Source organism: Oceanibaculum sp. (genome assembly GCF_022449305.1).
GTDB classification, from domain to species: Bacteria; Pseudomonadota; Alphaproteobacteria; order Oceanibaculales; family Oceanibaculaceae; genus Oceanibaculum; species Oceanibaculum indicum.
Genome location: NZ_JAKUSO010000014.1, coordinates 23,376 through 50,067 on the forward strand (window position 1 = coordinate 23,376; position 26,692 = coordinate 50,067).

Annotated in this window: 23 protein-coding genes, 1 tRNA gene and 1 riboswitch; of the genes, 5 read left to right on the plus strand and 19 right to left on the minus strand. The window is 65.7% G+C overall.

What is annotated here, in order from left to right:
• Positions 1-10 precede the first annotated feature (10 nt).
• The 5 genes from MK313_RS06630 to MK313_RS06650 are packed head-to-tail and all read right to left on the minus strand — an operon-like array spanning position 11 to position 6,279.
• A complete protein-coding gene (locus MK313_RS06630; RefSeq protein ID WP_287780553.1) occupies positions 11-583 on the minus strand; it encodes a DUF924 family protein in 573 nt (190 codons plus the stop codon).
• Complete coding sequence (locus tag MK313_RS06635; RefSeq protein WP_287780554.1) at positions 580-2,286, minus strand: hypothetical protein; 1,707 nt, start codon at positions 2,284-2,286, stop codon at positions 580-582. Before MK313_RS06635 ends, MK313_RS06630 begins: the two co-directional genes overlap by 4 nt.
• The gene (locus MK313_RS06640; protein ID WP_287780555.1) at positions 2,283-3,062 is read right to left on the minus strand and encodes a sulfotransferase; all 780 of its coding nucleotides are present in this window, start codon (positions 3,060-3,062) and stop codon (positions 2,283-2,285) included. The genes MK313_RS06635 and MK313_RS06640 overlap by 4 nt, the downstream gene beginning before the upstream one ends.
• Positions 3,059-5,548: a hypothetical protein gene (locus MK313_RS06645; RefSeq protein WP_287780556.1), complete on the minus strand. Its 2,490-nt coding sequence runs from the start codon at positions 5,546-5,548 to the stop codon at positions 3,059-3,061. The genes MK313_RS06640 and MK313_RS06645 overlap by 4 nt, the downstream gene beginning before the upstream one ends.
• On the minus strand, positions 5,545-6,279 hold the full coding sequence (locus MK313_RS06650; RefSeq protein ID WP_287780557.1) for a glycosyltransferase family 2 protein: 735 nt from the start codon (positions 6,277-6,279) through the stop codon (positions 5,545-5,547). The genes MK313_RS06645 and MK313_RS06650 overlap by 4 nt, the downstream gene beginning before the upstream one ends.
• A gap of 47 nt (positions 6,280-6,326) precedes the next feature.
• Between MK313_RS06650 and MK313_RS06655 the strand changes: the two genes are divergently transcribed.
• Positions 6,327-7,244 (plus strand): glycosyltransferase, encoded by a 918-nt coding sequence (locus MK313_RS06655; protein ID WP_287780558.1) that lies wholly within the window; start codon positions 6,327-6,329, stop codon positions 7,242-7,244.
• Here the strand turns inward: MK313_RS06655 and MK313_RS06660 are convergent.
• From MK313_RS06660 to MK313_RS06675, 4 genes are all read right to left on the minus strand, one after another.
• Entirely contained in the window at positions 7,208-9,073 is a 1,866-nt protein-coding gene (locus MK313_RS06660) for a glycosyltransferase (protein WP_287780559.1), read from the minus strand. The two genes, MK313_RS06655 and MK313_RS06660, sit on opposite strands and share 37 nt — an antisense overlap.
• Positions 9,070-9,909, minus strand: a complete 840-nt coding sequence (locus tag MK313_RS06665) for a calcium-binding protein (protein WP_287780560.1) — start codon at positions 9,907-9,909, stop codon at positions 9,070-9,072. The genes MK313_RS06660 and MK313_RS06665 overlap by 4 nt, the downstream gene beginning before the upstream one ends.
• Positions 9,910-10,255: 346 nt before the next feature.
• On the minus strand, positions 10,256-10,993 hold the full coding sequence (locus tag MK313_RS06670; RefSeq protein ID WP_287780561.1) for a tRNA1(Val) (adenine(37)-N6)-methyltransferase: 738 nt from the start codon (positions 10,991-10,993) through the stop codon (positions 10,256-10,258).
• Positions 10,974-11,201 (minus strand): DUF2007 domain-containing protein, encoded by a 228-nt coding sequence (locus MK313_RS06675; RefSeq protein WP_287780562.1) that lies wholly within the window; start codon positions 11,199-11,201, stop codon positions 10,974-10,976. Before MK313_RS06675 ends, MK313_RS06670 begins: the two co-directional genes overlap by 20 nt.
• Positions 11,202-11,325: 124 nt before the next feature.
• Here MK313_RS06675 and MK313_RS06680 point away from each other — a divergent pair, with 124 nt between their 5' ends.
• The 4 genes from MK313_RS06680 (at position 11,326) to MK313_RS06695 (ending at position 13,771) form a co-directional block, all read left to right on the plus strand.
• Complete coding sequence (locus MK313_RS06680) at positions 11,326-12,348, plus strand: polyprenyl synthetase family protein (RefSeq protein WP_287780563.1); 1,023 nt, start codon at positions 11,326-11,328, stop codon at positions 12,346-12,348.
• Between the two features lie 118 nt (positions 12,349-12,466).
• Positions 12,467-12,817 carry a hypothetical protein gene (locus tag MK313_RS06685; protein WP_287780564.1) on the plus strand — a complete coding sequence of 117 codons (351 nt, stop codon included), beginning with the start codon at positions 12,467-12,469 and terminating at the stop codon, positions 12,815-12,817.
• 96 nt (positions 12,818-12,913) lie between these two features.
• A tRNA-Pro gene (locus MK313_RS06690) sits at positions 12,914-12,990 on the plus strand.
• Positions 12,991-13,528: 538 nt separating this feature from the next.
• Complete coding sequence (locus tag MK313_RS06695; RefSeq protein ID WP_287780565.1) at positions 13,529-13,771, plus strand: hypothetical protein; 243 nt, start codon at positions 13,529-13,531, stop codon at positions 13,769-13,771.
• A 72-nt stretch (positions 13,772-13,843) separates the two neighbouring features.
• Here the strand turns inward: MK313_RS06695 and MK313_RS06700 are convergent, their stop codons facing one another.
• The 10 genes from MK313_RS06700 to MK313_RS06745 form a co-directional block, all read right to left on the minus strand.
• The gene (locus tag MK313_RS06700; protein ID WP_287780566.1) at positions 13,844-14,644 is read right to left on the minus strand and encodes a Stf0 family sulfotransferase; all 801 of its coding nucleotides are present in this window, start codon (positions 14,642-14,644) and stop codon (positions 13,844-13,846) included.
• A 146-nt stretch (positions 14,645-14,790) separates the two neighbouring features.
• Positions 14,791-15,861, minus strand: coding sequence for a hypothetical protein (locus MK313_RS06705; protein ID WP_287780567.1), 1,071 nt, complete (start codon positions 15,859-15,861; stop codon positions 14,791-14,793).
• Positions 15,858-17,729, minus strand: a complete 1,872-nt coding sequence (locus MK313_RS06710) for a hypothetical protein (RefSeq protein WP_287780568.1) — start codon at positions 17,727-17,729, stop codon at positions 15,858-15,860. The genes MK313_RS06705 and MK313_RS06710 overlap by 4 nt, the downstream gene beginning before the upstream one ends.
• A 29-nt stretch (positions 17,730-17,758) precedes the next feature.
• The gene (locus MK313_RS06715) at positions 17,759-18,427 is read right to left on the minus strand and encodes a hypothetical protein (protein WP_287780569.1); all 669 of its coding nucleotides are present in this window, start codon (positions 18,425-18,427) and stop codon (positions 17,759-17,761) included.
• Positions 18,427-19,641 (minus strand): glycosyltransferase, encoded by a 1,215-nt coding sequence (locus tag MK313_RS06720; RefSeq protein WP_287780570.1) that lies wholly within the window; start codon positions 19,639-19,641, stop codon positions 18,427-18,429. The genes MK313_RS06715 and MK313_RS06720 overlap by 1 nt, the downstream gene beginning before the upstream one ends.
• Positions 19,641-21,860: a glycosyltransferase gene (locus MK313_RS06725; RefSeq protein WP_287780571.1), complete on the minus strand. Its 2,220-nt coding sequence runs from the start codon at positions 21,858-21,860 to the stop codon at positions 19,641-19,643. The genes MK313_RS06720 and MK313_RS06725 overlap by 1 nt, the downstream gene beginning before the upstream one ends.
• Positions 21,861-21,989: 129 nt before the next feature.
• Positions 21,990-22,976, minus strand: coding sequence for a calcium-binding protein (locus tag MK313_RS06730; protein ID WP_287780572.1), 987 nt, complete (start codon positions 22,974-22,976; stop codon positions 21,990-21,992).
• Positions 22,977-23,218: 242 nt separating this feature from the next.
• On the minus strand, positions 23,219-24,193 hold the full coding sequence (locus MK313_RS06735) for a calcium-binding protein (protein ID WP_287780573.1): 975 nt from the start codon (positions 24,191-24,193) through the stop codon (positions 23,219-23,221).
• 167 nt (positions 24,194-24,360) lie between these two features.
• Positions 24,361-25,530, minus strand: a complete 1,170-nt coding sequence (locus MK313_RS06740; RefSeq protein ID WP_287780574.1) for a trypsin-like peptidase domain-containing protein — start codon at positions 25,528-25,530, stop codon at positions 24,361-24,363.
• Positions 25,531-25,578: 48 nt separating this feature from the next.
• Complete coding sequence (locus MK313_RS06745; RefSeq protein WP_322098629.1) at positions 25,579-26,553, minus strand: bile acid:sodium symporter family protein; 975 nt, start codon at positions 26,551-26,553, stop codon at positions 25,579-25,581.
• A 1-nt stretch (position 26,554) separates the two neighbouring features.
• Positions 26,555-26,663: riboswitch (TPP riboswitch) on the plus strand.
• The last annotated feature ends 29 nt before the right edge of the window (positions 26,664-26,692 follow it).

Below are 26,692 nucleotides of genomic sequence, written 5' to 3' on the forward strand. Positions count from 1 at the left end.
GCCATTTCACTCAGAACGAGGAATTCGGCTGGGTGAGGAAGGTCTTTTCCTCCTCGGTCATCTCGCGGCCCAGCGCCGTGTTGCGGTGGGGGAAGCGGCCGAAGCAGGCGATGATGTCGCGGTGCAGGACGGCGTAATGATGCCAGCCGGGATCGTCGGTTTCCTGGCTCAGCTTCTCGAACAGGGCGACGGAGCGGTCCTGGTCGGCCAGATCCTCGCTATGCTCGAAGGGCAGATAGACGAACAGCCGCTGCAGGGGCAGCAGCTTGCGGTCATAGCCCTCCGCCAGCGCCTTCTTCGACAGTTCCAGCGCGCGCATGTCGCCATCGAAGGCGCGCGCCGTGCCGCGGAACAGGTTGCGCGGGAACTGGTCGAGCAGGATGATGAGTGCGAGGCAGCTCTCCGGATCGCTCTCCCAGGTGGACAGGCCGCCCTCCAGAGCATCCTCCACCAGCGGCAGGAAGCGCTCGCGGATTTCCTCGTCGAAATTCTCGTTCTTCTCGAACCAGACGGCCCGCTTCTCGCCATAGCCTGGCGAGGCTTGCTTGCCGAACCAGAAATCCAGAACGTCGCGCGGGGTCATTCCACTCTCCCAAGATTTTCCGCGATGATAGCCGACAGTGCGGCGTCGAGCGAGCGGGCGAAGCCGGCACCATCCAGAAAAGGCGCTGCCGGCAACGCCCGGCGGATCGCGTCGCCGATGTGCTGTCGCTCCGCAGGGTCGCCGATCAGCCGCAAGGCGATGCGCCGATACTCCGCATCGTTTCGGGCGACAAGATGGCTGAGGCCAAGCGCCTCCAGCATCGCTGCCGCCTGATTGCCGCGCTGGCTGGTGCCGCGCATGGTGATAACCGGCAGGCCGGCGGCCAGCGGGTCGAGCAGGCTGGTGCAGCCGGCATAGGGAAAGGCATCGAGAGTGAGGTCGGCCATTCCGGCCAGTGCGGCAAGGCTGCCAGCCTCCGCAAAAGGGCCGGCCAGCCGCACCCGCCAGCGCGCCACGCCCTGCGCCAGCGCGCGATCCTCGACATGCTGGCGGAAGCGGGCGACGGGAGCGTCGGGCCCGGTCCAGAACGGGTTAAACGGGGCCAGCAGCAGCACGGTATTTTCCGTCTCCGCCAGCAGCGAGAGCCAGCAGTCCAGCGTCTCCGCCGTCAGCTTCATCAGGTTGGCGGTGGAGAGCAGGAGGGTCGCTTCCGCCGGAATGCCGAGGCTGGCGCGGGTCAGAGGTGGCACTTCCTGCGCCAGACTGGGGGCGAAGCAGCAGAAGGGCCGGTCGAGCCGTACTGGCTGTTCCGTATAGTGGCAATCGGCCTCGGGCGGTGTCTCGCTGCCCAGCAGCACATGCGTCATGCCGGGCAGGCCGGTGGTGACCGGGCTGGCGGCCAAGGCGATCTGCACGGGCGCGAGCCGGTGCGCCGCCAGCCGCGCCAGCGGGTCCATCGCGGCTGCTACATTGCCGCCGACCAGCAGCACATCCAGCCGGTCATTGCGGATCGCCGCCACACGCGCCGCAAGGCTCATGCCGTCCAGCCGTTTTACGTGGCCGATTTTCAGCCGTGCCAGCGCCGCCATATTGTCCTCATCGCCCGCCAGCGCATAACCAGTAACGGTGAAGCGGTCGCGGTCCAGCCCGGCGACATGCGGCAGCAGGAAGCGTGTGTTCGGCCGGTCATCCAGCCGCATCGCCAGCAGGCCGAGGCGGATCTGCCCGTCGTCACGTCTCGGCGGTGTCCACTCCTCGGCATGGGAAAAGCGCGCGATCAGCTTGCCGCGCCGCGCCATCAGCGGCTTCAGGTCGCCGGTCCCGGCAAAGGCGGCGTGCAGGCGCAGCGCCTCCAGCAGGGCGAAAGCGTCGGTCTGCCGCTCGGGCGGGGCGGTCTCGATGGCAGCCAGCAGACTTTCCGCCCAGCCTGCCCAGCGCTCGGGATCGCCGGCTTCACGGAAGAAATCCGGCCCGCGCGCGAGGGTGCGGAACAGCGCCGGTCCCAGCCAGACGGGCAGGCCCGCAATCGGATCGAGCGGCGGCAGGCGATAGGGTTCGGTCAGCAGCAGCCCCGCCAGCAGGGGCGCGGCGCGCTCTTCGGGGGTATCGGCGCCGCGCAGCCTTGCAACAGCCTCTTCCAGCGGTTCCGGCGCGTCCGGCCAGCGCAAGGGGGGCGCCTCCAGCGCCGCCAGCAGCGCCTTTCCTTCCGCTCCGTGAAAGGCTTCTTCCGCCCCGGCGGCATCGCGGACCAGCCAGCGCCGTGCCAGCGCGATACGGCGGAAGGCGGGGAGCGGGGGGCTCATGCCCGCACCTCATAGCCCAGCAATTCCAGCGCCTGCCGGTACCGCCGGTCGCGGTTCAGCCGGTGCAAGAGATGCGGCGGCGCCGGTCGCGGCTCCAGCCTCTCGATGGTTGCCGAGGATGCGGCCCGTCCCGGCACGCCGCCGGTGCTGAACTGCGTGGTCTCGCGCCAGCCCTCTAGCCGCGCTGGATCGAAAGGCAGGGCCAGTCTCCGGCACAGCTCTGCCATGCCGGCCGCCGGATCGGCGGCGATATCCTCATAGCGCACGAAACCGGTTGCCGCTGCCATTACCGCGAAGGCCACCATGCCGTCCAGCCAGTGCTCCAGCTCGGCCTGCCGGGGCGGGCGGCCCTCGGCGGCCAGCATGGCGGCGAGGCTCAGCCACTGGTCGAGCGGATGGCGGACGGTGGCGATGCGGATGAGGTCGAAGCGGTCCGCCAGCACCGCCGCCTGAACGGATACCAGCGACGACTTCAGCCCCATGCCGATGGGCATGAAGTCGAGATGGCTCCAGTCGCGGATCGCCAGCTTCTGTTTCTTGCGCCGGGCCTTGTCCGCGATCAGCGCGATAACCTCGGCATAGGGCAGCCCGTCCCGTCCCTGCAGGTCGCCCTCGCCGATCAGGCCGAACCAGTCGCAGGCCTGCGCCAGCGGGTCAAGATTGGCCCAGCCCAGCGGGTGCACCTCGCTCAGCACCGCGACGCCCTGCGCCAGCAGCAGCCGGTTGATGAGCGTGCCGCCGCTGCGCGCGAGCTGGTGGATCAGCCGTAGCTTCATAGCGCTACCGGTAACAGGGTGAAGGCTTGCAACGTCAGACCGGATGCCGCGGTCAGGGCGATGCGGTCGCAGGGCGGCAGATAGGCGATGCCGTCCCGCACCGCGATCTCCTGCCCACCGGCGGTGAGGCGCGGCGGCGTCTCCGTGTGAACCCCCTCCAGCACCAGCAGATGCCGGCCCGTCAGCGGCTGGCGTGGGAAGAGCGTTCCGGTGCGCCCCGGCGGCAGACGGAACAACCCGTCTTCGATCTCCCAGCCGGTCGCCAGCAGTGGCGAGGTGGTGTCAATGCGGATCGTGCCCGCCGCCGGATGCAGCGCGAAGCGCGACAGCGCCACGCCCAGCGGGCGCGGATCGCCCTGCGCATGCTGCGGCGGCGTATGCAGCGCGATCCCGGCCGTACCGCCCACCAGCAGTGCTTTCGGGATCGTGGCACGCAGCAGCGCCGCCTCGGCGGGATCGGGCGCCGGCAGCAGGCGGTGCGGGACAGGCCTGCCGCCGATTTCGACCCGCAGCCCACCCCTTGCGCCATCCGGCAGATGGCGCAGCGCCAGTTCCAGCATGGCAGGACCGGCAAACGGGACAGGAAGCGAAAGTTGCGCCGCCTCCCCGCCGATGGACCAGCGCCAGCCTCCCGCCTCCGCCGCGTGCCAGCCGCGCCCGAACCCTGCCGACCGCACATCGCCGCGCAGGGCCTCCGCCGCCAGTGGATCGGCCTGTGCTGCCTGCTCCATGATCTCGCGGAACAGGATTTCCCAGCAGGCGGCGGCGCGCCGTCCGAAATCCGCCGGATCGAGGAACGGGGCTGCTTCGATGCGCGACAATATGCGGCTGCGCCAGTGCTCGCGCGTCCCAGCATCGCCCGCCAGCGCCACGGCGATATCGGCGTAAGCCACCGGATCGCTGGCCACCAGCGCGTCCAGAGCGATGGATCGCAGCAGCGCCGCCCCCTGCCGTTCCTTCTGCGCCTCGCCCTCCAGCGCCACCACAGGCGTGCCGGCGCGCAGCGGGTCGATCAGGCTGGCGCAGCCGGCATAGGGGAAGGAATCGAGGAAGATATCCGCCCGCCGCGCCAGATGGACGAGCGCCGCCCGATCCTGGAACGGCCCGGCCACGGCGATGCGGCGCGCATCGCGGCCGCGCGCCGTTGCGGCCTCCCGCATCCAGCGTAGCACCGCACGTTGCTCGACCGGCACGGTCCAGCCGGGATTGCCCGGCAGCAATAGCAAGACGGCGTCGGGCGCGCGTTCCAGGATCGTCAGCCAGCAGTCGCGCAGGGCCGGGTTCAGCTTGGCGGCATGTGCGGTTGCCAGCAGCAGGGTCGCCGGGCCGGGGATCGTGCGGCGCAACTCCGCCACCTGCCGGTCGATCAGATGGGATTCGGGCGGGCGATGGACGGGCAGGGGCGGTTCGGCGAAGCAGACCGGCAGCCCCTCCATCAGCAGCGGCTTTTCGCTGTACCGTGCAGCGATATCCGGGCCTTCCGCGTCTGCCGAGGTCAGGAACCGGGCGATCCCCGACAGCCCGGTGCTGGCCGGGCTGGCGATGGTGGCGACCTGCCGCCGGGCGAGGCGCTGGCAGGCCAGGCGCGGATATTCGCCGGCCCGGCCGAGCAGATTGTTGGCGAACACCAGAATGTCGAGGTCGAAACCGCGAATGTAGTCCGCTCGTTCCGCCTCCGGAACGCCGGACAGATCGATGATGCGCTCCACGCACGCGGCATTGGCGCGCGCCGCGTCGGTGCGGATGCCGTGGATCAGGATCAGGAAGCCCTCGATGCGGGCGCGGTTCAGCCCGGTAAGGAAGGGCAGCAGCACGCGCGTCTCGGTCCGGTTGCCGGCATCGAGGATCAGGAAACCCAGCCGTATCCGTCCCGGCCTGCGCGGCGGCAGGCAAGGGCCGGGTGGACCGGCGAGATGCGCGATCAGCTTACCGCGCCGGGCAAGGGTCTCGCGGTCCGTCCGGCCCCGGAAATGCGCGAGGAAATTGCAACCGGACTGGAAGGCGCGCAGCAGCAGGCGTGCCCGGTACCCGGCGGGATCGGCCGAGACTGTCGCCTCAATCCAGCCGATGAGGCTGGCGTACCAGGCTTCGCGCCGGGCGGTTTCTGCGTCGTCTGCATCCAGCGGCAGGCCGGTGTCCAGCAGAGTGTGCACCACCGCCTCCAGCAGCGGTGGCGGGCAGTCTTCCAGGGCCTCGATATCGGGCAGGCAGCGATGCGGCCAGTCATACAGCAGCCGGCCCAGCAGGCCGGGCCAGAAGCGCGCATCGCCCGTTCTCGGGAAGCGGGGCGGTAGATCGTCCGCATCGGGCAGGGCGCGCAGGTTCCGGGTCGCCACCTGCCGGTACAGCACGCCCAGATCGCCGCGCAGCGCCGTGCCCAGGCCGATGGGCGGAATCTGCGGCAGCAAGCGCGCCAACCGCCGGCGTGCGTCGCGCCAGCCTTCCTCCGGCGTGTCGTCGGGCTGCGGGCGCAATGTTGGGATCATGAGCCCACCGCCGCGATCAGGTCGCGATTCCGTCGACGCACCTCCGCCTGCCAGCGTTCATGCTGGCCGGGCGGCGCATCAGACAGGCCGCCGCCCTGCCGGCGGTAGCGCGTACCGATGATCCCGGAATGCCGCCAGACAGCGGCAAGGGCAGACAGCCGCAGCTTGAAATCCCAATCCTCATAGAGCGGCAGATCATGGGCGAAGCCACCAGCCTGCAGATACACCGCCTTCGGCAACAGCATGTCGCGCGGGATCGGTGCCGTCCGGCGGGCGAACCAGCCGGTGCGTTCCGCCCCGTCCATCGCACCATAGAGCGACAGCGACCAGCGCCCGGTTTCGGCGCCGAAAGCATCGGTCAGCGCCACGTCGGAGAAGCCGATGGCCGGCGCGCGGCCCGCGAAGGGCAGCACCGCCGCCCATTCCGCCGCATGCTTGCCCGGCGCCATCACATCGTCGCCGTCCAGCGTGACGATCCAGTCCGCCTGTGTGTCGCGGATGGCAAGATCGCGGTTGGCGCCCGGCCCCAGCCGTCTTTCGCGCAGGACCGGGACGATCCTTCTGTCCGCCGCCGCGAGGACACGGATCAGATCGCGCGAGCTATCGGTGGAGGCATCGTCGGCGATGACAATGGCCTCGAAGGGCAGGCTCTGCGCCCGCACCGAGGCGATGGCTTCGGCCAGATAGGGGGCATTGTCGCAGGAGGCCAGGATACAGGCGCGGAGGCTCATGCGCGCCTCCGCCATTCATGCGATTTGGTTTTGTGCGATGCTGGGGCATGCGGATCAGCCTCGTCATGCCCTCCTTCAATCAGGGCCGGTTCATCGGAAAGGCGCTCGCCAGCGCTCTGGACGGGCCGGACGTGGCGGACGAGGTGATTGTGCTCGACAATCTCTCGACCGATGGCACGGCGGAGGTGCTGGCCGGCTTCAAGGCCCGGTATCCGGACCGGCTGACCGTTTTGCGCGCAGCCGATGGCGGGCAGGCGGAGGCGCTGAACCGGGGTTTCGCGCTGGCGACCGGCGATCTGCCCTCCAGCGATCTTATGGGCTGGCTGAATGCCGATGATGTTCTGGCCGAGGGCGCGCTTGCCCGGATGCGGGCGATGTTCGTCGCCCAGCCTGATCTCGCGCTGGCGCATGGCAATGCGCGCTGGATCGATACGGATGGCCGCGACCTCGGCCCCTATCCGGTGCGGGCGGATGGGCTGCTGCATGATTTCCGCGATGGCTGTTTCGTCTGCCAGCCGACGATGCTGCTGCGCCGGGCTGCCTTGCAGGCGCTGGGGCCGCCAGCGGGGATACTCGATGAGGCATTGGAAACCGCGATGGATCTCGATCTCTGGCTGCGCGCCTGGAAGCGCTTTCCGGGGCGGATTGGCTTCGTGCCGGAGGTTCAGGCGCTGCAGCGCCGTCATGGCGGGGCCAAGACCGAGCGGCTGCGCGCCACCGTGTTCGTCGAATCGATGCAGGTGCTGCACCGGCACGGGCTGGAGGTGCCGGACCGCTGGCCGCTCTCCTACGCAGAGGAGGTGGCGGCGGGCACTGCCCCGGCGGCTGGCTGGCCTGCGGTGCGCGCTGCCTATGCCGCGGCGGCCGGGCCGGCTGCGCTGGCGGCACTTGAAGCGCGGGTGGCATCCGATCCGGCTTTCGTGATGCTTCACAGCCATCCGAGTTCCTCCAGCCGGGCACGGTAGCGGCGGCCAGCGGCTTCGGGGCTGTAGTCCCGCCGGATCAATGCCTGTCCGCGTGCGGCGCTGGCGCGGGCGCTGGCCGGATCGTCCGCCAGCTGCCACATCAGCCGGGCGGCATGGGTGATATCCGGTTCCGCCCAGTGCTGGCCCTCGGCGAAGGGATAGGCGCCGGGCAGCACCGGCACGAGGGCGCAATCGACGGGAAAGCCGGTCTCCGCCGTCAGGTAATCCGCCAGGCCGGACCAGCCGGTGGCGATCACCGGCAGGCCCAGCGCGAGGGCTTCCGCCGGAATACGTCCGAACCCCTCCGCCCGGTGCAGCGAGACATACGCGTCGCAGCAGGCGAGCAGCGCCTCGGCCTCCGCACGGGGCAGGCGGCGGTCGATCAGCTTTATGCGCGGATCGGCGGCAATAGCGTCCTGCAGTTCCGACTCCGGCGGCAGGTTCATCGCTTTCACCACGAGGCCGACATCGCGGCGGGCGCGCGAAAAGGCCATTTGGAACGCGTCGATGACGCCCAGCGGGTTCTTGCGCGCCAGCGTGGAATTGCCGTCGAACCCGGCATGGAACAGGAAGCTTCCCGCCGGCAGGCCGAAATCGGCGCGGGAGAGGCTGGCGGGAGAAACCACTACGGCAGGCGGCAGATGCCGCACCGGTACCGGCGCGTCGCCATAGGCAGCGGCGGTAAAGGCACTGGCGGCCCAGAGTTCATCAACCAGATCGCAGGCGGCGGCGAAGCGGTCGGGCCAGCGCGGCAGTTCCCACGGCCACAAGCCCGCGACGGAGCGGCCATCCCATAGGCCGCCGCCTTCGCGGGCGAACAGCTCCAGGCTGGCAAAGCCGGTCAGGCACAGCAGCGTCGCCGCATAGGGTGGGGCGTCGCTCAGCAGGCCACGCAAGCTGTCATCCGCCGCATCGCCCGGCACCGGCACGTCCAGCACCGCGACCGGCACCCCGGCTTCCTGCAGCGCGCGGGCGGCCATCCGGCAATCCTCGCCAATGCCGAGCGCGCCCCGCGCATGGCCGACGAGGGTGACGCCGCCCTTCTGCAAATGAATAGGCGTGCGCCGGATGGCAGGGGCCGCCAGCGCCGGCACTTCCGCCGCGCCATGGGTTCTGCACCAGTCAGTGAAGGCTGGACCATCCGGATCGGCGAAGGCGGTTTGCAGGTCGGGCCGTGCCGCCTGCACCGCGCGGCGCAAGGGCGCGCCCTGCCAGGCCGGGTTTTCGCGCAAGGCCGGGTAGTCGCGGCATCCTTCCAGCAGGCACCAGGCCAGGAAATCCCCGTTAGTCGGATGGCGCGCCGTCACATCGGGTCTGAGATGCCGCAATGCCGCCATCAGCCGGGTGAGGGGCAATGGCAGGCCTTCCGGCTGGCCCGGTTCGGGATCATGCAGACTGTGCCAGCGCTGCGGCGGGCCGCTCTCCAGTAATCGGGCCAGTGTCGGTTCGCCGGGCAGGAAGCGGGTGATCAGCGGCAGCCAGCCGACGGGGATATGCCGCCCCAACGCTGACAGCGCCAGCGCTTCGGACGAGGCGATGTCCACCGCGCTGCCGTCCCGCGCTGTGAGCCGGATATGCGTGGCCGGCTCGACGGTTTCCAGCAGCACGATCCAACCCGGCAGGCCGGCGGCGCGCGCTGCCACGTCCAGATGGTTGCGCATGCGCCAGTGCCGCGCCGGGCTGCCCTCCAGCAGCGGCGGTGCTCGTGTGTCCATCGGTCGGTCGCTGGCAAAACAATGCAAGATGCCGCCCCCGGCCAGCGCGAAGCCGGTGCAGGGTAGCGCAGAGGTTTGTACCTCCGGCTTGCGCAGAGGCAGCGCGCTGCTCATTCCAGAACCAGGAAGTGATCGAGGGTCAGGGCCGCCGGGTCGATGCCGGCCAGCGTGATGAAGGTATCGTGGCCGAGATCAATGACTGCATTGCCATCGTCATCCGTTCCGATCCGCGCCAGCGCCATGGCGGCATCGAGGCCCAGATCGGCGGCCAGCAGGATGACATCCTCGGCAAGGTCGAAATCGAGGATCAGATTCTCCTCGTCCCCGGCCTTGAAGTGGAAGCTGTCGGCGCCGCCCCCGCCGGCCAGCGTGTCGCCGCCCTTGCCGGCATGGATCGTGTCGTCGCCGGCGCCGCCTCGGATCGAATCGCCGTCCTTGCCGCCGCGCAGCAAATCGCCCTCATCCCCGCCCAGAATGGTGTCGGCGCCGCGATTGCCCTGCAGCTCGTTGCGGCCTGCCCCGCCGCTCAGGATGTCGCTGCCGCGACCGCCGAACAGCGTGTCGTCGCCGGCCCCGCCTTCCAGCCGGTCGCGCCCCTTGCCGCCGCCCAGAAGGTCGCTGCCGGTGCCGCCCAGCAGCGTATCGTCGCCCTGCTGGCCTAGCACGGTGTCCGCGCCCAGCCCGCCAACGACGAGATTGCCGAGCGCGTTGGCGGCCAGCGAGACACCTTGCGTGCCTGTAATCTCTACCGCCTCCACCGCGTCGGGCAGGGCGTCGATGGTGAAATCCAGCAGCAGCAAATCGTAACCTTCGCTGGCTGCGCTTATGACATCGGCGGGATGGGCGGGACGGAGGATCGCATCGAAGCTGGGCAGACCGTCCAGCGCTGCCTTCTCGGAGGGGGACAGCGCCGGATTCTCCGCGAAATGCGCCGAGGGCACCGTCGCCATCCGCCGCTCCAGAAATGGTGTAGTTGATTAAATTTCACCATTCTTGCGCGTGGCACACAATAGCATGCCGGAACGTTCGGGAAGAAAAATGTGAGGGCGGATGAATTTCTAGGAATTCCAGTTGCTTACCCCCTCACCCAGCTTCGCCTAATCTCGCCATTTGGCTCGATAAGGCTGCGCAACCCTCTCCCGCAAGGGGAGAGGGAGTTTTTTTGATGTCATTTTTCTTATCCCTCTCCCCGGAAGGGGAGAGGGTTGCGACAGCTTGGTGAACGATAGTGAGCCTAGCTGAAGCTGGGTGAGGGGAGACGGACAATCGTCTTGAAGGACATGCTGTAGAGCGCCCTCACCCCAACGTCAGCGCTGCCGCATCGCGCAGGATTGCCTCGGCGGCGGGGGTGAAGCCGCCGTCGGCGCCGTGCAGCAGCAGGCCGGGCGTGAGCACCAGCGGCGCCTTGCCGCCCTTGGCGGCGCGGACCAGCACGCGCTTGGCGGGTGTCTCGTTGCGCTGCCAGAGCGGAAACAGTGTGACGCTGCCAAAGCGGGCGCCATCCAGCGCTGCCAGCAATTCCGTCAGCCGGTCGGCGCGGTGGATCAGCGTCAGCGTGCCGCGATGCGGCAGGGCGGTGGCGGCGAAGTGCGTCCAGGCGGGCAGGTCGGCCTCGCCCTCGACATGGGCCAGCGCCTTGGAGGCATCGGGCGGGGCATTGCCGCGCGCCGGTGGCAGGAAGGGCGGGTTGCTCATCGCCATATCGAAGCGCGCGTCCAGCCGCAGGGTGGCGATATCGCCCTCGATGATTTGGAAACGGTCGGCAACGCCGTTCAGCGCCGCGTTCTGACGCGCCAGTTCGGCAAGGCCGGGCTGGATCTCGATGCCGGTGATCGTGATATCCGGCCGCCTTGCCAGCAGGCACAAGGCCGCCGCACCGACGCCGCAGCCGATATCCAGCACATGCTGGCCCGGCTTCGGGTCGAGGGATGCAGCGAGCAGCACGGGGTCGATGGCGGCGCGGTAGCCCTGCCTCGGCTGGCGCAGCAGGACGCGCCCGCCCAGCAGCCGGTCTTCAGAAAAATCCGGGCTCATACGGCTCCTCGCCGGCATCGCGCAGCAGCCGGCAGGCGGCATCATACTCGTCGTCGGTGACCATCAGCCGGCGCGGCAGCACGCCCAGGCTGCCCTCCAGGATGCTGGTATGGGTGTCGAACACCACAGCCTCGATGCCGGAATCGGCCAGCAGCGAGACCAGCCAGGACAGTTTCACCGGGTCGTTGGTGCGCATCAGCTCGCGCAATGGCTTCTCCTCGCATGCGGCACTCGGTTGCACTTGACCGATGGTGCACCGGTCTTATGCTCGCTGTCGTCGCGGGCAGGCGTCAAGCCGGGCCGCTAAAGCCAACCGAGCATAAGGTGCATCCGTGGCCACAGCCACCAGCGTATCAGAGGACAGCAAGCCGGCGAACCGCAGCGCGCTCGACCGCTTGAGCGGTTTCGTCGCCGAAGACATGGAGCGGGTCAACCGGCTGATCGTGGAGCGCATGGCCAGCCCCGTGGCGCTGATCCCGCAGCTGGCCAGCCACATCGTCGCCGCCGGCGGCAAGCGCATGCGCCCGATGATGACGCTGGCCGCCGCCCAGCTGCTGGGCTATGGCGGCGATGACCATGTGAAGCTGGCGACGGCGGTGGAGTTCATCCACACCGCCACACTGCTGCATGACGATGTGGTGGACGAGAGCGACCTGCGCCGGGGCGTGGACAGCGCCAACGCAATCTGGGGCAACAAGCCCTCCGTGCTGGTCGGCGACTTCCTGTTCAGCCGCGCCTTCCAGCTGATGGTCGATGCCGGCTCGCTGAAGGTGCTGGGTATCCTCTCCAACGCCTCGGCCGTCATCGCCGAGGGCGAGGTGCAGCAGCTCATCACCGCCAACGACATCTCCACCGACGAGACTGCCTATCTGCAGGTGATCGAGTCCAAGACGGCGCAGCTGTTCGCCGCCGCCGCCCAGGTCGGCGCGGTGGTCGCGGGGGCGACGCCGGAGCAGGAGGCCGCACTCGCCGCCTATGGCCTCAATCTCGGCATCGCCTTCCAGCTGACCGACGATGTGCTGGATTACTCCGCGAAGCAGGCGGAACTCGGCAAGGCGGTCGGCGACGATTTCCGCGACGGCAAGATCACCCTGCCGATCATCCTGGCGGTCGCGCGCGGCGATGCGGAGGAACGCGGCTTCTGGCAGCGCACGCTGGAGGAGCAGGACATCCGCGATGGCGACCTGGAGCATGCCATGGCGCTGATGGTCAGGCACGGCACGCTGACGGAGTCGCTGGAGCGGGCGCGCTTCTACGGCAAGGCGGCGCGCGAGGCCTTGCACGTCGCCCCGGCTTCGCCGCTGCGCGACGCGCTGGAGGACCTGATCGACTTCACCGTCGAGCGCGCCTTCTGAGGTTATTTCAGGCTGAGGCTTTTCAGGACGAATCGTCAACCGATCCGGGACGGAAGGGACAGTGCCGCTGTTCCTGACCGCCGATACTGTCTTCCTCAATACACAAGGGAGACGATCCATGTCTGAAGCGGCGATTACGTCTTTTCTCGGCGATCTGGCGAAGGATGAGGGGCTGCAGGCCCAGGTGCGGGATCTGCTGCCCGCCAATCCTGGCAAGCCGGAGGTCAGCGCGGCGATCCTCGCGGTGGCGCGTCGCTCCGGCTTTGCGGTGGATGATGGCGATGCCGCGATTGTCGAAAGCGCGCTGGTCGAAGCCCCCCGCACTGCCGATGGCGAGCTGGACGAGGCGGCGCTGGAGCAGGTCGCCGGCGGCTTCGGCTTTGCCACCGCGGGCTTCTTCATGATCGGCCTCAAAGGCCTTGGGGATACGGTCTCGAACACCTTCACCGCGATTTTCAGCAAGGGCTGACGCGGCTGTTCGCAGGCAGGCAGAGACAATCGCGCGAATGTCGTGGCTTTGCCCTTGCGGGCCGGGATTTGGGGCGCTATAAGCACGCCCTCGGTCCGGAGCATAGCTCAGCCTGGTAGAGCACTGTCTTCGGGAGGCAGGGGTCGCAGGTTCAAATCCTGCTGCTCCGACCAACTCTTTCAAGAGCCTGGTCACGGACCGCCGCGCTGAAAGACAGTGCATGAACCAGATTTGAACCAGATCACCGCTGGGTCACTGGAACACATCCAGGTCGCCACCCCCTCACCTAACGCCCATCTGGCGCCGCTACACGCATGACGAGGGGAAACGAACCCGTGACCTCTAGAGTGCGATAATAGGGATGCCTCGCAAAAATGGCTGAATGCCAGTCGAGGCCTTGTGTTGGCAAGGCGGGAATGTGTCCCCGGTTCCGTCTATGCTCCCGCTTGTGTGCACGAGTGTGCACAGGGGAACTAATATTCTCAGGTAAGGCCTTGAAATGTTCCCGAAACGTCTAATATAGGCGCGATAACAAAAAGTTTATCGGCAAACTCCCAGGGTCGCGGGTTCGAATCCCGTCACCTCCACCATTTTCATGAGGGGGTGTAGCTCAGCGGGAGAGCAAGGGACTGTTGCGCGCCTCCGGGTTCTGCCCGGGGGCGCTTTCTTTTGGAGGGCGGCGCGGGCTGGTAAGAGTGTATGGTGCCGGGCATGTTGCGCAGCGCCATCATTATCGCCGGGCTGGTCGGCGCCACCGGAACGCTGGCTGAATCGCCGTCAGTCATTCCCGGCCCGGTCCCGGCCGACTATCTGTCGGCCTATGACGGCGACACAGTGACGGTGCGCGCCTGGATATGGCCCGGCCAGTCGGTCGAGACGACCGCCGGCACGCCGACATTCGCGTGGCCCACCCGGATCGATGCACCGAACAGCGTAGACAGCCGGTCCTCGTAATCGGGGCTGTCCATATCCAGCATATGGACCGGGAAATGGGCTGAAGTATAGAATACAGTACAGGTTATTAATTTACCAAACTTTGGTTTTTCCTCTGCATAGACTCCAATGTCTAACAAATTCTTCGTTTTCTTCTCTAAATTTCTTGGCCATCTTCTCGGATAATCTGTTCGATATAGGCTTGTATTCTGATTTTACGGACATTGTATCTGGCATAATTTTCTTGTGAACGTAATAGTAGATATTCCCAACCACACTCTCCGGGCAGGCGGTCATTTCTTCGTATGTTATTCTGAATGGCTTCTTTTTTGATTTCTCAAAATGCTGCTCAAAGCCCCATTCTTGTTGCATGATATGCAGTATCCATTTTTTAATCTCGTTTCCATTATATTTAACTTCGTTCTTGGCGTTGTAAGTTTGCGTAGAGTGAAAGTACCCAGTCGATACAGCTTTATAAAGAGAAACTGCCTGTGCGACGAAATCGCTCCTAGTCAAGTAAAATGGGACTATTCTTTTTGAAAAACTACCTAAAAAATCAATGTTATCCGCGATTAATTTCATCTGGAAGAATGTGATTTCAAAGCCAAATGTGCCATCTGTGGATTTTTTCGTTCTTCTAATTGAGTTTATATAATGATCTATGCTTGACGATTTTGTCTCTTTAAGCATTTCCGGTATGTTCTCAGGATTGAACCATTCTTCCGGATAGCCCATCACTCCTGTGGAATGTAGCATTTCGGTAAGCCAGGTACTTCCTGATCTGGGTGTGAAATAGATGCAATACTCTTTCTTAGGAAGAGGGATGTCCTGATAATTTGGCTCTTCTTTTTTTAAGGAATTATATTTTTCAAATATCGAATTAATAGCGTTCATGATTGCTCTCGTCGCCAGACTTTGTAATGAAGCGTCTTATTTTTTTTATTCTTGGGACTTTTTGATCGTTCTGTAAGGCGTGATTTTGGAGTACATCCCACCCTTGCGGAGGTCGAAGAACCGCGCGATCGATTCAGGAACACTGCTCAAGCCGGTTTCCCGCTAATGCCCGCCATACCGGCCATGAAGTCGGTTTCCCTGCACAGCCACTCGAAATAGCCGCCCTCGGCCTTCCAGGGGTCGGGGAAGGCGGCCCGGAGGTCGCTCCGTTCCCGGTACAGGACCCGCGCCTGCTTGGGGACCGGTACGCCATTGTCGAAGCTATCATAATACCAGTAGCGGTTGGGGATTTCCGGGCTGGTCGCCTTCTCGATCTGGTTGCGATACCAGAGCCACAGCTCATAGACCTCGATATTGTCCCCGGCATAGCGCTGCGTCATCGCATCGCCGACGGCGCCCAGCTTGGTGAAATGGAAGAAGCGCAGGGGCTGGCCGTTGACCCGCGCCATGCCCTGGTCGTCGAAGCTGAGGCGGCGCTGGCTGATGTTCCAGCTGGCGACATTGCAGCCGGGGTCGCGCAGGATTTTCACCCGGTCGAAGAAGCAGGGCACGAGATCGCACCATTTCTGATCGACGAAGACGCCCATATCCTGCCGGTCATGGCACCAGTCCTGCAGCCGGTCCGCCCACCAGTCCACGAAGCGCCTGCCTTCCTGGTCGTTGCGGACGGCAAGGAAGCCCAGATTGAAGGCACCGTGGCGCAGCGAGGCCATCTCATTATCCATGATGGCGCCGCGCCTGGCGCGTGGCTCCGGGTCGATCTGGTGCGGCGTCAGCACGATGGAATGGCTGTCCAGCAGATCGGCGATCTCCGTGACCGGGTTCAGCACCGCGATGTCAGGGTCGAAATAGAACAGCTTCGTGCAGGTATCGCTCTGCATGATCCACTGCATCGCGGCTGCCTTCACACCGGTGCAGGCCTCAATGACGTCATGGCCGAACAGCCATTGCCCGGCAGTGTCGCCCAGCAGTTCCTCGGCGGTCAGGACGCGGTCGAATTCCTCGCGCTGCCAGTCGATGGCGAAGCCTTCCGGCGCGCGGTCGGTCAGCACCGCCCACAGCACCCAGTCCGGATGCTGCCGGCGCAGCGTTGCGGCCAGCACCCGCGCCCGGTTCAGATAGCTGTAGGAAAAGCTGGTGAAGGCATGGATCGTCATGGCGCACTTCCGTCCAGCGCGGCGAAGGACAAGGCGCTGTAGCGCCGTTCGATGCGGGTCGTGCCGGCGGCCTTCCGCCGGTCGCGCGCCATCTTTTGGGCCCGTCCGTCGGTCAGGAAGGCCAGCAGTTCCGCCTTGCCGGACAGCACGATGCCGTGGCCGGTCTCCTCGATGATGGCCGTCACATTGCCCGATGTGCGGTTGGTGATGACGCTGGCGCCGGCGGCGATGGCCTCGCAGGTGGAGAAGGAAAAGGTCTCGAAGCAGTCCGCCCAGTGCAGGACGAAATCGATATCCTTCTCGCGCAGGGCCGTCACCATGGCGTCGGAGTCCTCCGCCGTGACGTTCACCGGAACATGCGTGATGCCTGCCAGGCCGGGGGACGCCGTCCCGAAGCACCAGAATTCCAGGTCCGTCTGGCCGGCGAGCGCTTCGTGAAGGTCGCAGAAGACCGTCCAGCCCTTGTAGGGCAGCTGTGTGCCGATGAAGGCGAGCCGGAGCGGTCTGTCCGGATCGCCCGGCTTGGCAGCGGTGGTAACCTTTTCCTCCGCCAGTGTCAGGTGCGGGATGACGATGGCGGAACGGGCCTCGATCCCGCCGCGCGCGCGCCAGAAGGCCAGCGCTGGCTCCGACGGGGCGATCAGGGTGGCACCGGTGTCGCGGAAGAAGGCGGCAAGCCGGCGCTGGTGGTCGCGGCGGGCCTCGCCGAACAGGCAGAGCTGGCAGGCGTTCGAGGCGATGTCCGGCGCGCCGCAGAAGGCGATATTGTTGCGCTGCAGCGCGAAGCTGGGGCAGATGGTGAAGGAATCGTGCAGCCAGACATGGCACGACGCCCCGGCGGCCTGCGCCAGTGCGGCCAGCGCCTCCGGCTGGTGCCCCATCAGATGGTGCACAATCAGGCTGGTCGCCGTGAACTTTCCCGCAAGCGATCCGATGCAGGCGGTAAGCTCCGACATCAGGACGGTGCCCACCTCTTCACCCGCCGCGATAACGCGCATCAGCGGATCGCCTTTCCGGTCCGCGAGGCAGGGCAGGGGCTGCCAGGGATGGATGTTCACATAGAGCGCGCCCTGCGCCGGGGCCAGCTTCTCCTCGCGCTGGATGCAGAACTGCACGCCGCCGCCGATCTTCCGGTAATCATCCTGCCCGGCCGAGATCACCAGCCGGTTCTGGCCGGCCTTGCGGCGCGCGAGGATGCGCTTGCCAAGCGTCGCCGCCTTCTGCCGGGCGGGCGGTTTCTCCTGCTTCAGCCATTTGGCGACCAGCGCCTTGAAGCTGGTCTGCTGCGCCAGAAGCTCATGCCGGCGGCCCGCCGGGTGGCGCGGCGCGCGTCCCTCTGCCTGGCCGGCGACGACATAATGCCAGAGCGGGTTGATGCCCGCCTCGGCGACATCGGGGTTGCTGGAAAGATAAAAGCCGGTCGAAAAGGCGGGGCTGGGGTCGCGGCCTTCCCGCCATCCCGACAGCCAGTAATGCTGTACCGGGTCGATGCCGGCCTCGGCGACGTCCGGATATTTGCCAAGATAGAAGGCGGCATCGACATGCGGCGCGATGATATCGGCCTGCCGTTCATGCAGTGGCGTTTCTTCGGCGGGACGCAGACTGCGGTTCTCGTAGCGCCCGAAGATGACGTAGTGCCAGAACGGGTTAATTTCCGCCGCCTCGACATCCGGGTTGGCCTGCAGATAGGCCAGCGTGCAGAAGTCGGGCGACGGGTCGCGGCGTTCGCGCCAGCCATACCGCACATAATGCGCGACGGGGTCCATGCCGTCGGCGGCCACGTCGGGATTGCGGTCGAGATAGAAAACCGCGTCGAAATACGCGGCGATATCCTCGATCTCCCGGTGGAAGTCGCTCTCGGCGGTCATGTCTCGGTTTCCGGCAACGCGCTTACGCCTCAGAAGAAGAAAATGAAAATCCAGAACAGGTGGGCGAACAGCCCGAGGAAGGACAGCGTGACGATGAACCGCCGGTTCCAGACGATCTTGCGGACGAAATCGCCGAAGCGCGAGGTCTGCTGCAGGATCGCCTCGGTGCGTTCGTCCTGGCGGTACAGCACCTTGTCGTGGAGGGTGACATCGCGCTGTAGCGTCTCCAGCCCCTTCAGGGCGAAGTGATAGAACCTGCCGGTTTTCTGCTGTTCGTCCTGCAGCCCCGCCACCGCCGACTCCAGCTGAGCCAGCCGCGTAAACAGCGCATGCGTCGCCAGCACGGAGGCCGCCTGTCCCGCTGCCGGCAGCGATCCCGCCTGCCCGGCCAGCCGGACCTCGATGCTGTGGCTGGCCAGCGCCCGGCCCTGGGGGTCCTGATATTCGAAGGCGTGATAGCCGTCGCCGATGCCGTTGGCGGCCAGATCCTCGCGCAGCTGCCCGGCTTCCATCCGCGCCGTCCGGTCGCCATCGACATAGATCTCGATCGGCAGCCGTGCCGACGGGCGTGACGGGTCCCAGGCCCAGCCGAACAGCCGGTCGCCATCGATGGCGTCGATGCAGCCGAGAATGCCGCCTGCGTGCGCCGGCAGGCTGCCTTGACGGGCCGGCAGGCTGCTTCCCGGCGCCGGGGCCATCAGCGCTGTCCTCCGACCGCCAGCGTCGGCTGCCGTGTGACGCCTGCGTCCTGAGTGCCCGTGTCCTGAATAAAGGACAGCATCCGCTCCGCCAGCGATGCGGCATCGCAGGCAGCGAAGGGGATGCCGCCCTCCTGCTGCCCGGCCTCGGCCAGCCCGCCCAGATCGGCATAGAGGATGGGACGCCCGGCGGCTGTAGCCTGGCGGACGATCAGCGGATCATTCTCCCACCAGACCGAGGGCACGATGACCGCATCGACGCCCGCCAGCAGGCCCGGCAGTTCCTCATGCGCGTAACCGCCGCGCTGCGAGACGGATGCGCCCAGCCTGTCGGAAAGTGCCGCGATCCGCGCCTTGTAGGCCTCGGGCGCATGCTTGTCCGATCCATGCACGGCGATGCGGAAGCCTTCTACGCCCTGTTCCTTCAGCGACAGGGCGGCCTCCAGTAGCACATGCAGCCCCTTGTGCGGCATCACATTGGCGAAGAAGCCGAAGCGGATGGGCGCGTCCGGCCGGCGGTCGCGCGGCGGCAGCGGCGTCATCGCCTCCCAGCCTTCCGGCAGGGCGTTGGGCTGGCAGACGATCCGCTCCGCCGGGATGCCCCAGGCGAGGAAGCGGTCGCGCAGGAAGGCGCTGGGGGCGATCAGCCGATCCACCAGCTCCAGTGCGGCGCGGATGCCCTGCTCACGGAGCGCGAAATCCTCAAGCGAGGCTTCCGGCAGACACTGCAGGCAGGCATGCGGCTGCGCGCCATAGCACAGCGCGCCGTCCTGCTTCTTCGTCATCAGCCCGTCATGGGCGCAGATCGCATAGTAATCATGCAGCGTCAGCAGGATTTCCGCGTCCGGGCAGGTGCGCCGCGCGACAGCGATGCCTTCCACCCCCAGATACAGCAGATGGTGGAAATGGATGCGGTCCGGGCGGTAATCCTGCAGGAAATCCCGGAAGGCGCGCAGGACGCCCAGATCATCCAGCTGCGACAGGTGGAAGGTGTCGAACGCCCGGATCGCGATGCCGGTCTCGTTCCGGCCGGCAGTCGGCGTCAGGAAATCGCTGCCAGCCCCCGGCCTGGCATGCCAGGAAGGCACGCAGGCCAGCAGGTGCGACTCGATGCCGGGTTCGCCGAGTGCCGCACGGTGCAGGCTGCGCGCGCACAGCTCCGTCCCGCCGGGCTGGAATTCGAAGAAGGCCGGGGCAACCTGGAGAATGCGCATCACGCCACCTGCCGCAGGGCGCCGCCGCCCGTGGACGACCCTTGCAAGGCCTCGATATCCGCGCCCCACAGCTTCGTGTGCAGCCAGCCATTATAGGCATCGACTGGCGCCAGGCTGTAGCTGGCATGGCCCTCGATGGAGGCGCGCTCCATATGCATCAGCGCGGTGTCGGCCATGTACCAGTTGCGCCAGCCCTGCCGCCGGCAGCGCAAGCTGAGGTCGGTATCCTCGAAATCGCCGATCACATACTGCTCGGAAATGCCGCCCACTTCCTCGTACTTGCCACGCGCGATCATCATGCAGGCGCCGGTGACGGCGGGAACCTCCCGCGAGGTGCAGGCCGCCGGCCAGTCGGCGGGGTAGCCCTTGCAATAGACGCCGTTCAGCCACCATTGCGTGATGCCACCGATGAAATGCAGGCCGGCATGCTGGATGCTGCCATCGGGGAACAGCAGCTTCGGCCCCAGCAGGCCGATCTCCGGTGTTGCCTTGTAGAAGCCCAGCATCTGGCTGAGCCAGCCATGCCCCATCGGCACGACATCAGAATTCAGGAACAGCAGCATCGGCGCGGTGGCCAGCGACGCCCCCAGGTTGGAGGCGCCGGCGAAGCCATAATTCTCCGCATTCACCGCCAGCCGGCAGGGCACGCCGAAGGTCAGGTGCAGCCCGCGCAGCAGCGAGTCGACCTCCGCCGCATCCTCCGGCTTGTCGAGCACATAGATCAGCTCGGCATTGGTCAGGTCAGGGTCGAAGGCGAAGCGCATCCATTGCGCGCGGATGAAATCATAGCGGCCATAGAGCGGGATGACGATGCTGATGCCGGGCTTCGTCGGTTGCGTGCCGAAGGAAACCACCCGGTCGATCCGCTTGCCGGCGAGACACTCCGCCTGTAGGGCGCTCAGCGCCGGATGGTAGAGGGTCTCCAGAATCTCCGGCGTGACGCTCTCGCGCGGGACGGAACGCAGCACAAGATCGCGGGCGAGGCGTGGTGTCATCTGCGAGACCGGGCTCATGAGATCGATCTTCACCCCGCCGGCAAAATCCAGCTCGGCGCGGGTCTGCAGCCCATGCCGCGCGCCCTTCGCCATCGGCAGGAAGGCGGCGAAGCCGGGCTTTTCCCGCAGCATCGGCAGCCCGTTCTTCTGGAAATGCTTGCCGACTTTCTCATCCTCGATGCGGACCAGATTGTCGAGGAGGGACGCTTTCTCGCCATAGGCGGACACCACGTCGAAGCGCTGCAGCGCCTCATGCGGGTCCCACAGCCAGCCGCGCAGGTAGATACCGGCATCGCCGCAGGGCACGGCAAGGTCAATGCCGCCGCCGAACGGTGCTCTGGCATTGGCGCTGGTCACGGCGCCGAAGGCCTGCAGCCGCTGCATCCAGGCGAAGACCAAGCCGAACGCATCGTCCTTGCCGATGATCGTGCCCAACGCCTCGCGCAGGCGCAGCCGGGCCGCCATGTCGAACTCCGCGATCCGCCCGAGAAACGCCTTCATCGAGGTGCCGCGGACGTTCGGCGCGGCGATCTTCAGGGCCTGATCGCCCTGCAGCATGACCACGATCTCGTCCCGGAAGGGCTTGTCATCCTGCCCGTTCAGGAACAGGCCCTGGCGGAAATCGCTGTTGGAGACGCGGGAAATTTCGACAGGTTTTGTCAGCGTGACGCGCGCGCCATCCTGCCCGATCGACAGGATCGTCACCGGGCGCGTGTCCGGTGCCACCAGCCGCGATTCGACATAATGCTTACCGTGCGACAGGTCGGCGTGATAGCTGACCGGCAGATAGGCGGTCGCCATATTGTGCAGCAGCCCGCGCAACGCTGCCGTATCGCCCCCGCGTTCGAACAGGCCAAAGCGGGGGGCTGCTTCCTTCACCAGAAAGTTAATGAGGCTGAGGCAGAGCCTTTCCCCCAGCAAACCTGCCGCCTCGGCCAGACTGGACAATGGCCGCACCGGCAAGAGGTCGATTGCCAGCCCGGTGCCGCGCAGACAGAGCCGTTCAACCGGTTGGCGCGACCGGGCGGACCGCTGGAACAGCAGGTAGCAGCGTCGCGCGCCGCCGGCGCGGATATCGACGATGGAACGAATCAGGCTGTCGGCCGGCTTTTCCCGCCGGTTTATCTCCAGCCGCACATCCTGCGGCAGGCGGGGCGCGCTGCGCAGAACCCCGATCTGCCAACCCTTCCCCATGTCGAACAGCTCAAGATCGAGCGTGTCCACAATTTAACTCCTCATCCGTTCCTTCCCCATGATGCCTCTTCTGTTCCACGGATAAAAGAAGAGGCGCTCCGGGAGCGCCTCTCTATCCTGGGATGTACGAGGACTCCGGAGAGCCGGGAGCGTTTATTGTTATGAGAACAGGAAGAGGTCAGCCGTCACGGTTCCGGCATCGACGCCCTGAAGCTCGATGGTCGTCCCGTCCGGCATGCTGATGACCGCATTGCCGTCGCCATTATTGGCGATGGTCAACTGGTCGAAGCTGTAGCCGGCGATCTCGATCCGGTCGCTGCCGGTGCCGAAATCGGTGATGACGTTCGTCTCGTCGCCTTCCTTGAAGGAGAAGATGTCATCGCCCGCACCGCCGGTCAGCGTGTCCGTGCCCTTGCCGGAATAGAGCGTGTCGGTGCCGCCGCCGCCGACAATGCTGTCATTGTCCTTGCCGCCGCGCAGCTCCGCCGACACCGCATCACCCGCTGTGATTGTGTCGTTGCCGTCATTGGCCTGGATCGTGTCATTACCGGTGCCGCCGACCATCGAATCGTCGCCCCGGCCGCCATACATCAGATTGTTGCCGGCCGTGCCTTCGACAGTGTCGTTGTCCTTGCCGCCGCGCAGCGTGTCATTGCCGGTGCCGCCGATGATACGGTCCTCGCCGACATTGCCTTCCAGCAGATTATGGCCGTCATCCTCGGCCGCCACGCCACCGTAAATGGTGTCAGCGTTGCTGCCGCCATACATAAGGTCATTACCGGCGCCGCCACTCAGCTGGTCGTCACCGGCGCCGCCGATTAAGCTGTCTGAGCCCGCACCGCCAAGAACCGAATCGCTGCTGGTGCTGCCCGCGATGCTGGCATTGCCAGAGCCGGTGACGATCACCGTCTTCCCGGTCGTGCCAGACAGTTGGACATTCACGGTCTGGCCAGAGCCGACCGAGAAGGTAGAGGTCGGCGTCGTGTCACTGATCGTGTTGGTGCCGGTCGTGCTGACCGTTACCTGGGTGATAGAGGTTTCAGAAATCCCCAGCTTGTCCAGAAAGCTGGAGATAATCACACCCTGGCTCGCATCAACGCTTGTGTTGGTGCTCGTATCGAAAATACCGCCTGGTATTGTCGCCATGAGATGGACCCTTTCTGGAAGGCTGGTATCCCAAACTGGCAATGCGCCAGAATAAAGATAAATTTCTTTTAGATATGCGCCGCCGCCGAGGCGCGGTCAATCAGGATAATCCGGGCCGGAAACTCTTTAACCAATGCGTCAAGTACTCAAACCAATGCGTCAAGTACTCGTCGCCGGGTACTCAAATTCAGGCCGGTCGCGGATATTTGACGGACATAGAGAGGCGCTCCGGGAGCGCCTTCTTACGAGAACAGGAAGAAATCGGCCGTCAGGGTGGCGGCGTCCACGCCCTGCAGCTCGATGGTGGAGCCGTCCGGCAGCGTGACCACGGCATGGCCCGAGCCATTGTTGGCAATGGCCAGCTGGCTGAAGCTGTAGCCGACGATTTCGATCCGGTCGCTGCCGGTGCCGAAATCGGTGATCACCGCCGTGCCGTCGCCCTGCTTGAAGGAGAAGATATCGTCGCCTGCCCCGCCGGTCAGCGTATCCGTGCCCTTGCCGGAATAGAGCGTGTCGTTGCCGCCGCCGCCGACGATGCTGTCATTATCCTTGCCGCCGCGCAGTTCCGCGGAGATGGCGCTGCCAGCGGTTACGATATCATTGCCCTGATTGCCCTGCATCGTGTCGCTGCCGGTGCCGCTGACAAGGGAGTCATCCCCCGTTCCGCCATAGATCAGGTTGTTGCCGGCCGTGCCTTCGACGGTGTCGTTGTCGTCGCCGCCGCGCATCGTGTCGTTGCCGGAGCCGCCGACCAGAGAGTCGTCGCCTTCGTCGCCGAACATCGTGTTGTTGCCATCATCATCCGCCGCCACGCCACCATAAAGGAAGTCATTGCTGCCGCCATACATGACGTCGTTGCCTTCGCCGCCATAATTGAGGTCGTCGCCCGCACCGCCGGAGACAATGTCGTTGCCGGCACCGCCGAACTGGGAATCGTTGCCGGCACCGCCCATGATGATGTCGGTGCCCGCCCCGGCGACGACCAGATCGTCGCCCGTGCTGCCGGCGACCGTCACCGTGTCGTTGGCGGAGCTGTCGATGATAACCTTGTTATTGGATCCGGTTAGCGTCACCGTCTGGGTCGGCGTGGTGATCGACACCTTCTGGATGCTGGTCTCGACGATGTTCTGCTGCGTCAGGATCGAGCTGATCACATCCTTGGTGATCTGCGAGATGCTGGTCGTCGTGTCGATGATGCCGCCGGGGATGGTTGCCACGGGAAGATTCCTTTCTGGAAGGCTGGCTGCCGCCTGCTTCTAGGGCGGCAAGACTGTGTGCACACCGGAGATGGAAACAATTTTATCGAAATTATGCGCCCGGTGCGTGCATGCCGTCAATGGAATAATAGTGTTTTACAGAATGATTAACCAATTATTCAAAGTGGTTAGCTGGTCACTTCGAAAAGAAAATCGGCCTCGGTCAAGGCGTTGATGCCGGCCAGCCTTATCGTGCTACCGCTGACGTTAAATATCAGAAATTCACCATCATCGGATTGCTGCGCCAGATTGGTCAGAATTTCCGCCTCGGTGACCCCCTCCACCATCAGCCGATCCATGCCCTGTGCGAAATCCAGCAGGGTGGGGGCAAGCTCGGCGCCCGGAAAGACGGGGTCGTATCCGCGCAACACGAAGACATCCGCCCCGTCCCCGCCTTCCAGCGTGTCGCGCCCCAGCCCGGAATAGAGCGTATCGTCACCGGCACCGCCGATGATCGAATCATGCCCCTTGCCGCCACGCAGCACGTCGCCGTCCTCGCCGCCTGTCAGCGTGTCCGCGCCCTTGCCGCCGCTCAGCGTATCCGCGCCACCGGCCCCGGCGATGCGGTCGGCATGGTCGGTCCCGGCAATCATGTCGGCCAGCGCGCCGCCGGTCACGTCGATGGCGCCATGGGCGCCCAGCAGATGCTCGTTGCCGGCGGTCAGGGAGAGGATTTTGTCGTATTGGCCGCCGCCAATCTGGAAGCCCCAGGCGATGGTGGAAACCAGCCCGACCAGCGCCGGCCCGTTGGCACCGTCGACCCAGACCGGCCCGCCGCTATGGCCAGGACGTACTTCAAATCCCGTCAGCGACAGCACGCCAGCGGCTTCCGTCAGGCCAGCCGATGCGGTCTCCGTCGTCATGCGGCCCGATTGTATTCCCGGATAGCCAGTCAGGGTGGCGGTTCCTGCTGTGAAGCCGGGGTCGAGCGTCATCCAGCCCAGCTCCTCGCCCAGCGGGGTGTCGAAGCTCAGCACCGCATAGTCACGCGTGACCTCGTCGATCTCCAGCACGCTGTCGTCATCCGGATCGACGATCTCGTGCGACCAGCTGACCGCCGTGTAGGTGCCGAAAGGCTGGCCGAACGGCGTGCTGCCCGGTGCGATCTCGATATGGTCGGCGACGCCATAGCGGGCGTCATAGACGATGTGCGAGGCGGTCAGCACGTCGTTGCGGCCGACCAGCACGCCGCTGCCTTCCTTGTCCACCCGGCCATTGGCGGTGTCGAACCAGGCCCGGACCGACACGACGGTCCGCCAGGGTGCGCTCTCGGTGTCGGGAACGATGCTGTATGCCATGAGGGGAGTCTATAAGAGGTTTTGGCGTCTGGCGGAAGTCGTCTGGCCTTACACCGCTGCCGGCCTGCCGCGCGTGACCAGGAAGACAAACACCAGCGCGGTGCCGAACATCATCAGGCTGTAGATCGCCGCCGGAATGGCATAGAGCGTCTCGTGGAACAGGCTGGCGGCCACGGCGATCGCCAGCGTGCCGTTCTGCAACCCGCATTCCAGCGCGATGGCGATGCGCTGCGGCCGGCGCATGCCCAGCCACGCCGCGCCATAGAAGGCAATCGCCATCATCGCGATGTTCAGCGTCAGGGTGATCGCCCCGGCCTGCGCGAAATATGTCGCGATATTGGCGCGCTCGGCATAGATCGCGCCCACCATCACCAGCACGAACAGCACTGCTGAAATCCGCCGCGCCAGTGGCTCGAAGCGTAGCGCGAAGCCCGGCATCGTATGGCGCACCGCCAGCCCGGCCAGCACCGGCACGGTGACGATGACGAAAATCTTCAGCACCGCACCGGTCACGGTCAGATCACCGGCGACTTCGCCCCCCGATCCGGCGGCAAAATGCTGGTGCGCCGTCACCACGATCAGCGGCACGGTGACGACGCTGAGCAGGCTGGTGATCGCGGTCAGCGAGACCGACAGCGCCACATCGCCGCGCGCGAACAGGGTCAGCAGGTTGGAGGTCACGCCACCGGGGGCCGCGGCGATGATCATGACGCCGACCGCCAGCACCGGCTCCACCCGCCAGGCGGTGACCAGCAGGAAGGCGACCAGCGGCAGCACGATGATCTGGCTGACGGCACCGATCAGGAAGTCGCGGGGCTGCGCCGCGACGCGCCGGAAATCGCCCAGCGTCAGCGTCAGCCCGATGGAGATCATGATGAAGGCCAGCGAAACCGGCAGCACGATGTCGGTGATAATCCCCATAGGCCTCCCCCGTTTTCCTGGTGCCGGCACTCTACGCGCTGCGGCGAGGCGTGGGTAGCGCGGTGACGCCGATTGACAGCGCCGAATCACCGGGGGCATCATGCCGTCATCCAAGGGGCGCCCCGAGAAGGGGCTGAGATACCGCTAGCGCGCGGGAACCCTTAGAACCTGATCCGGGTCGTACCGGCGTAGGGATGGAAAGGGCCGCACACACGTCACAGGCCAACCCCCATTTCGAAGC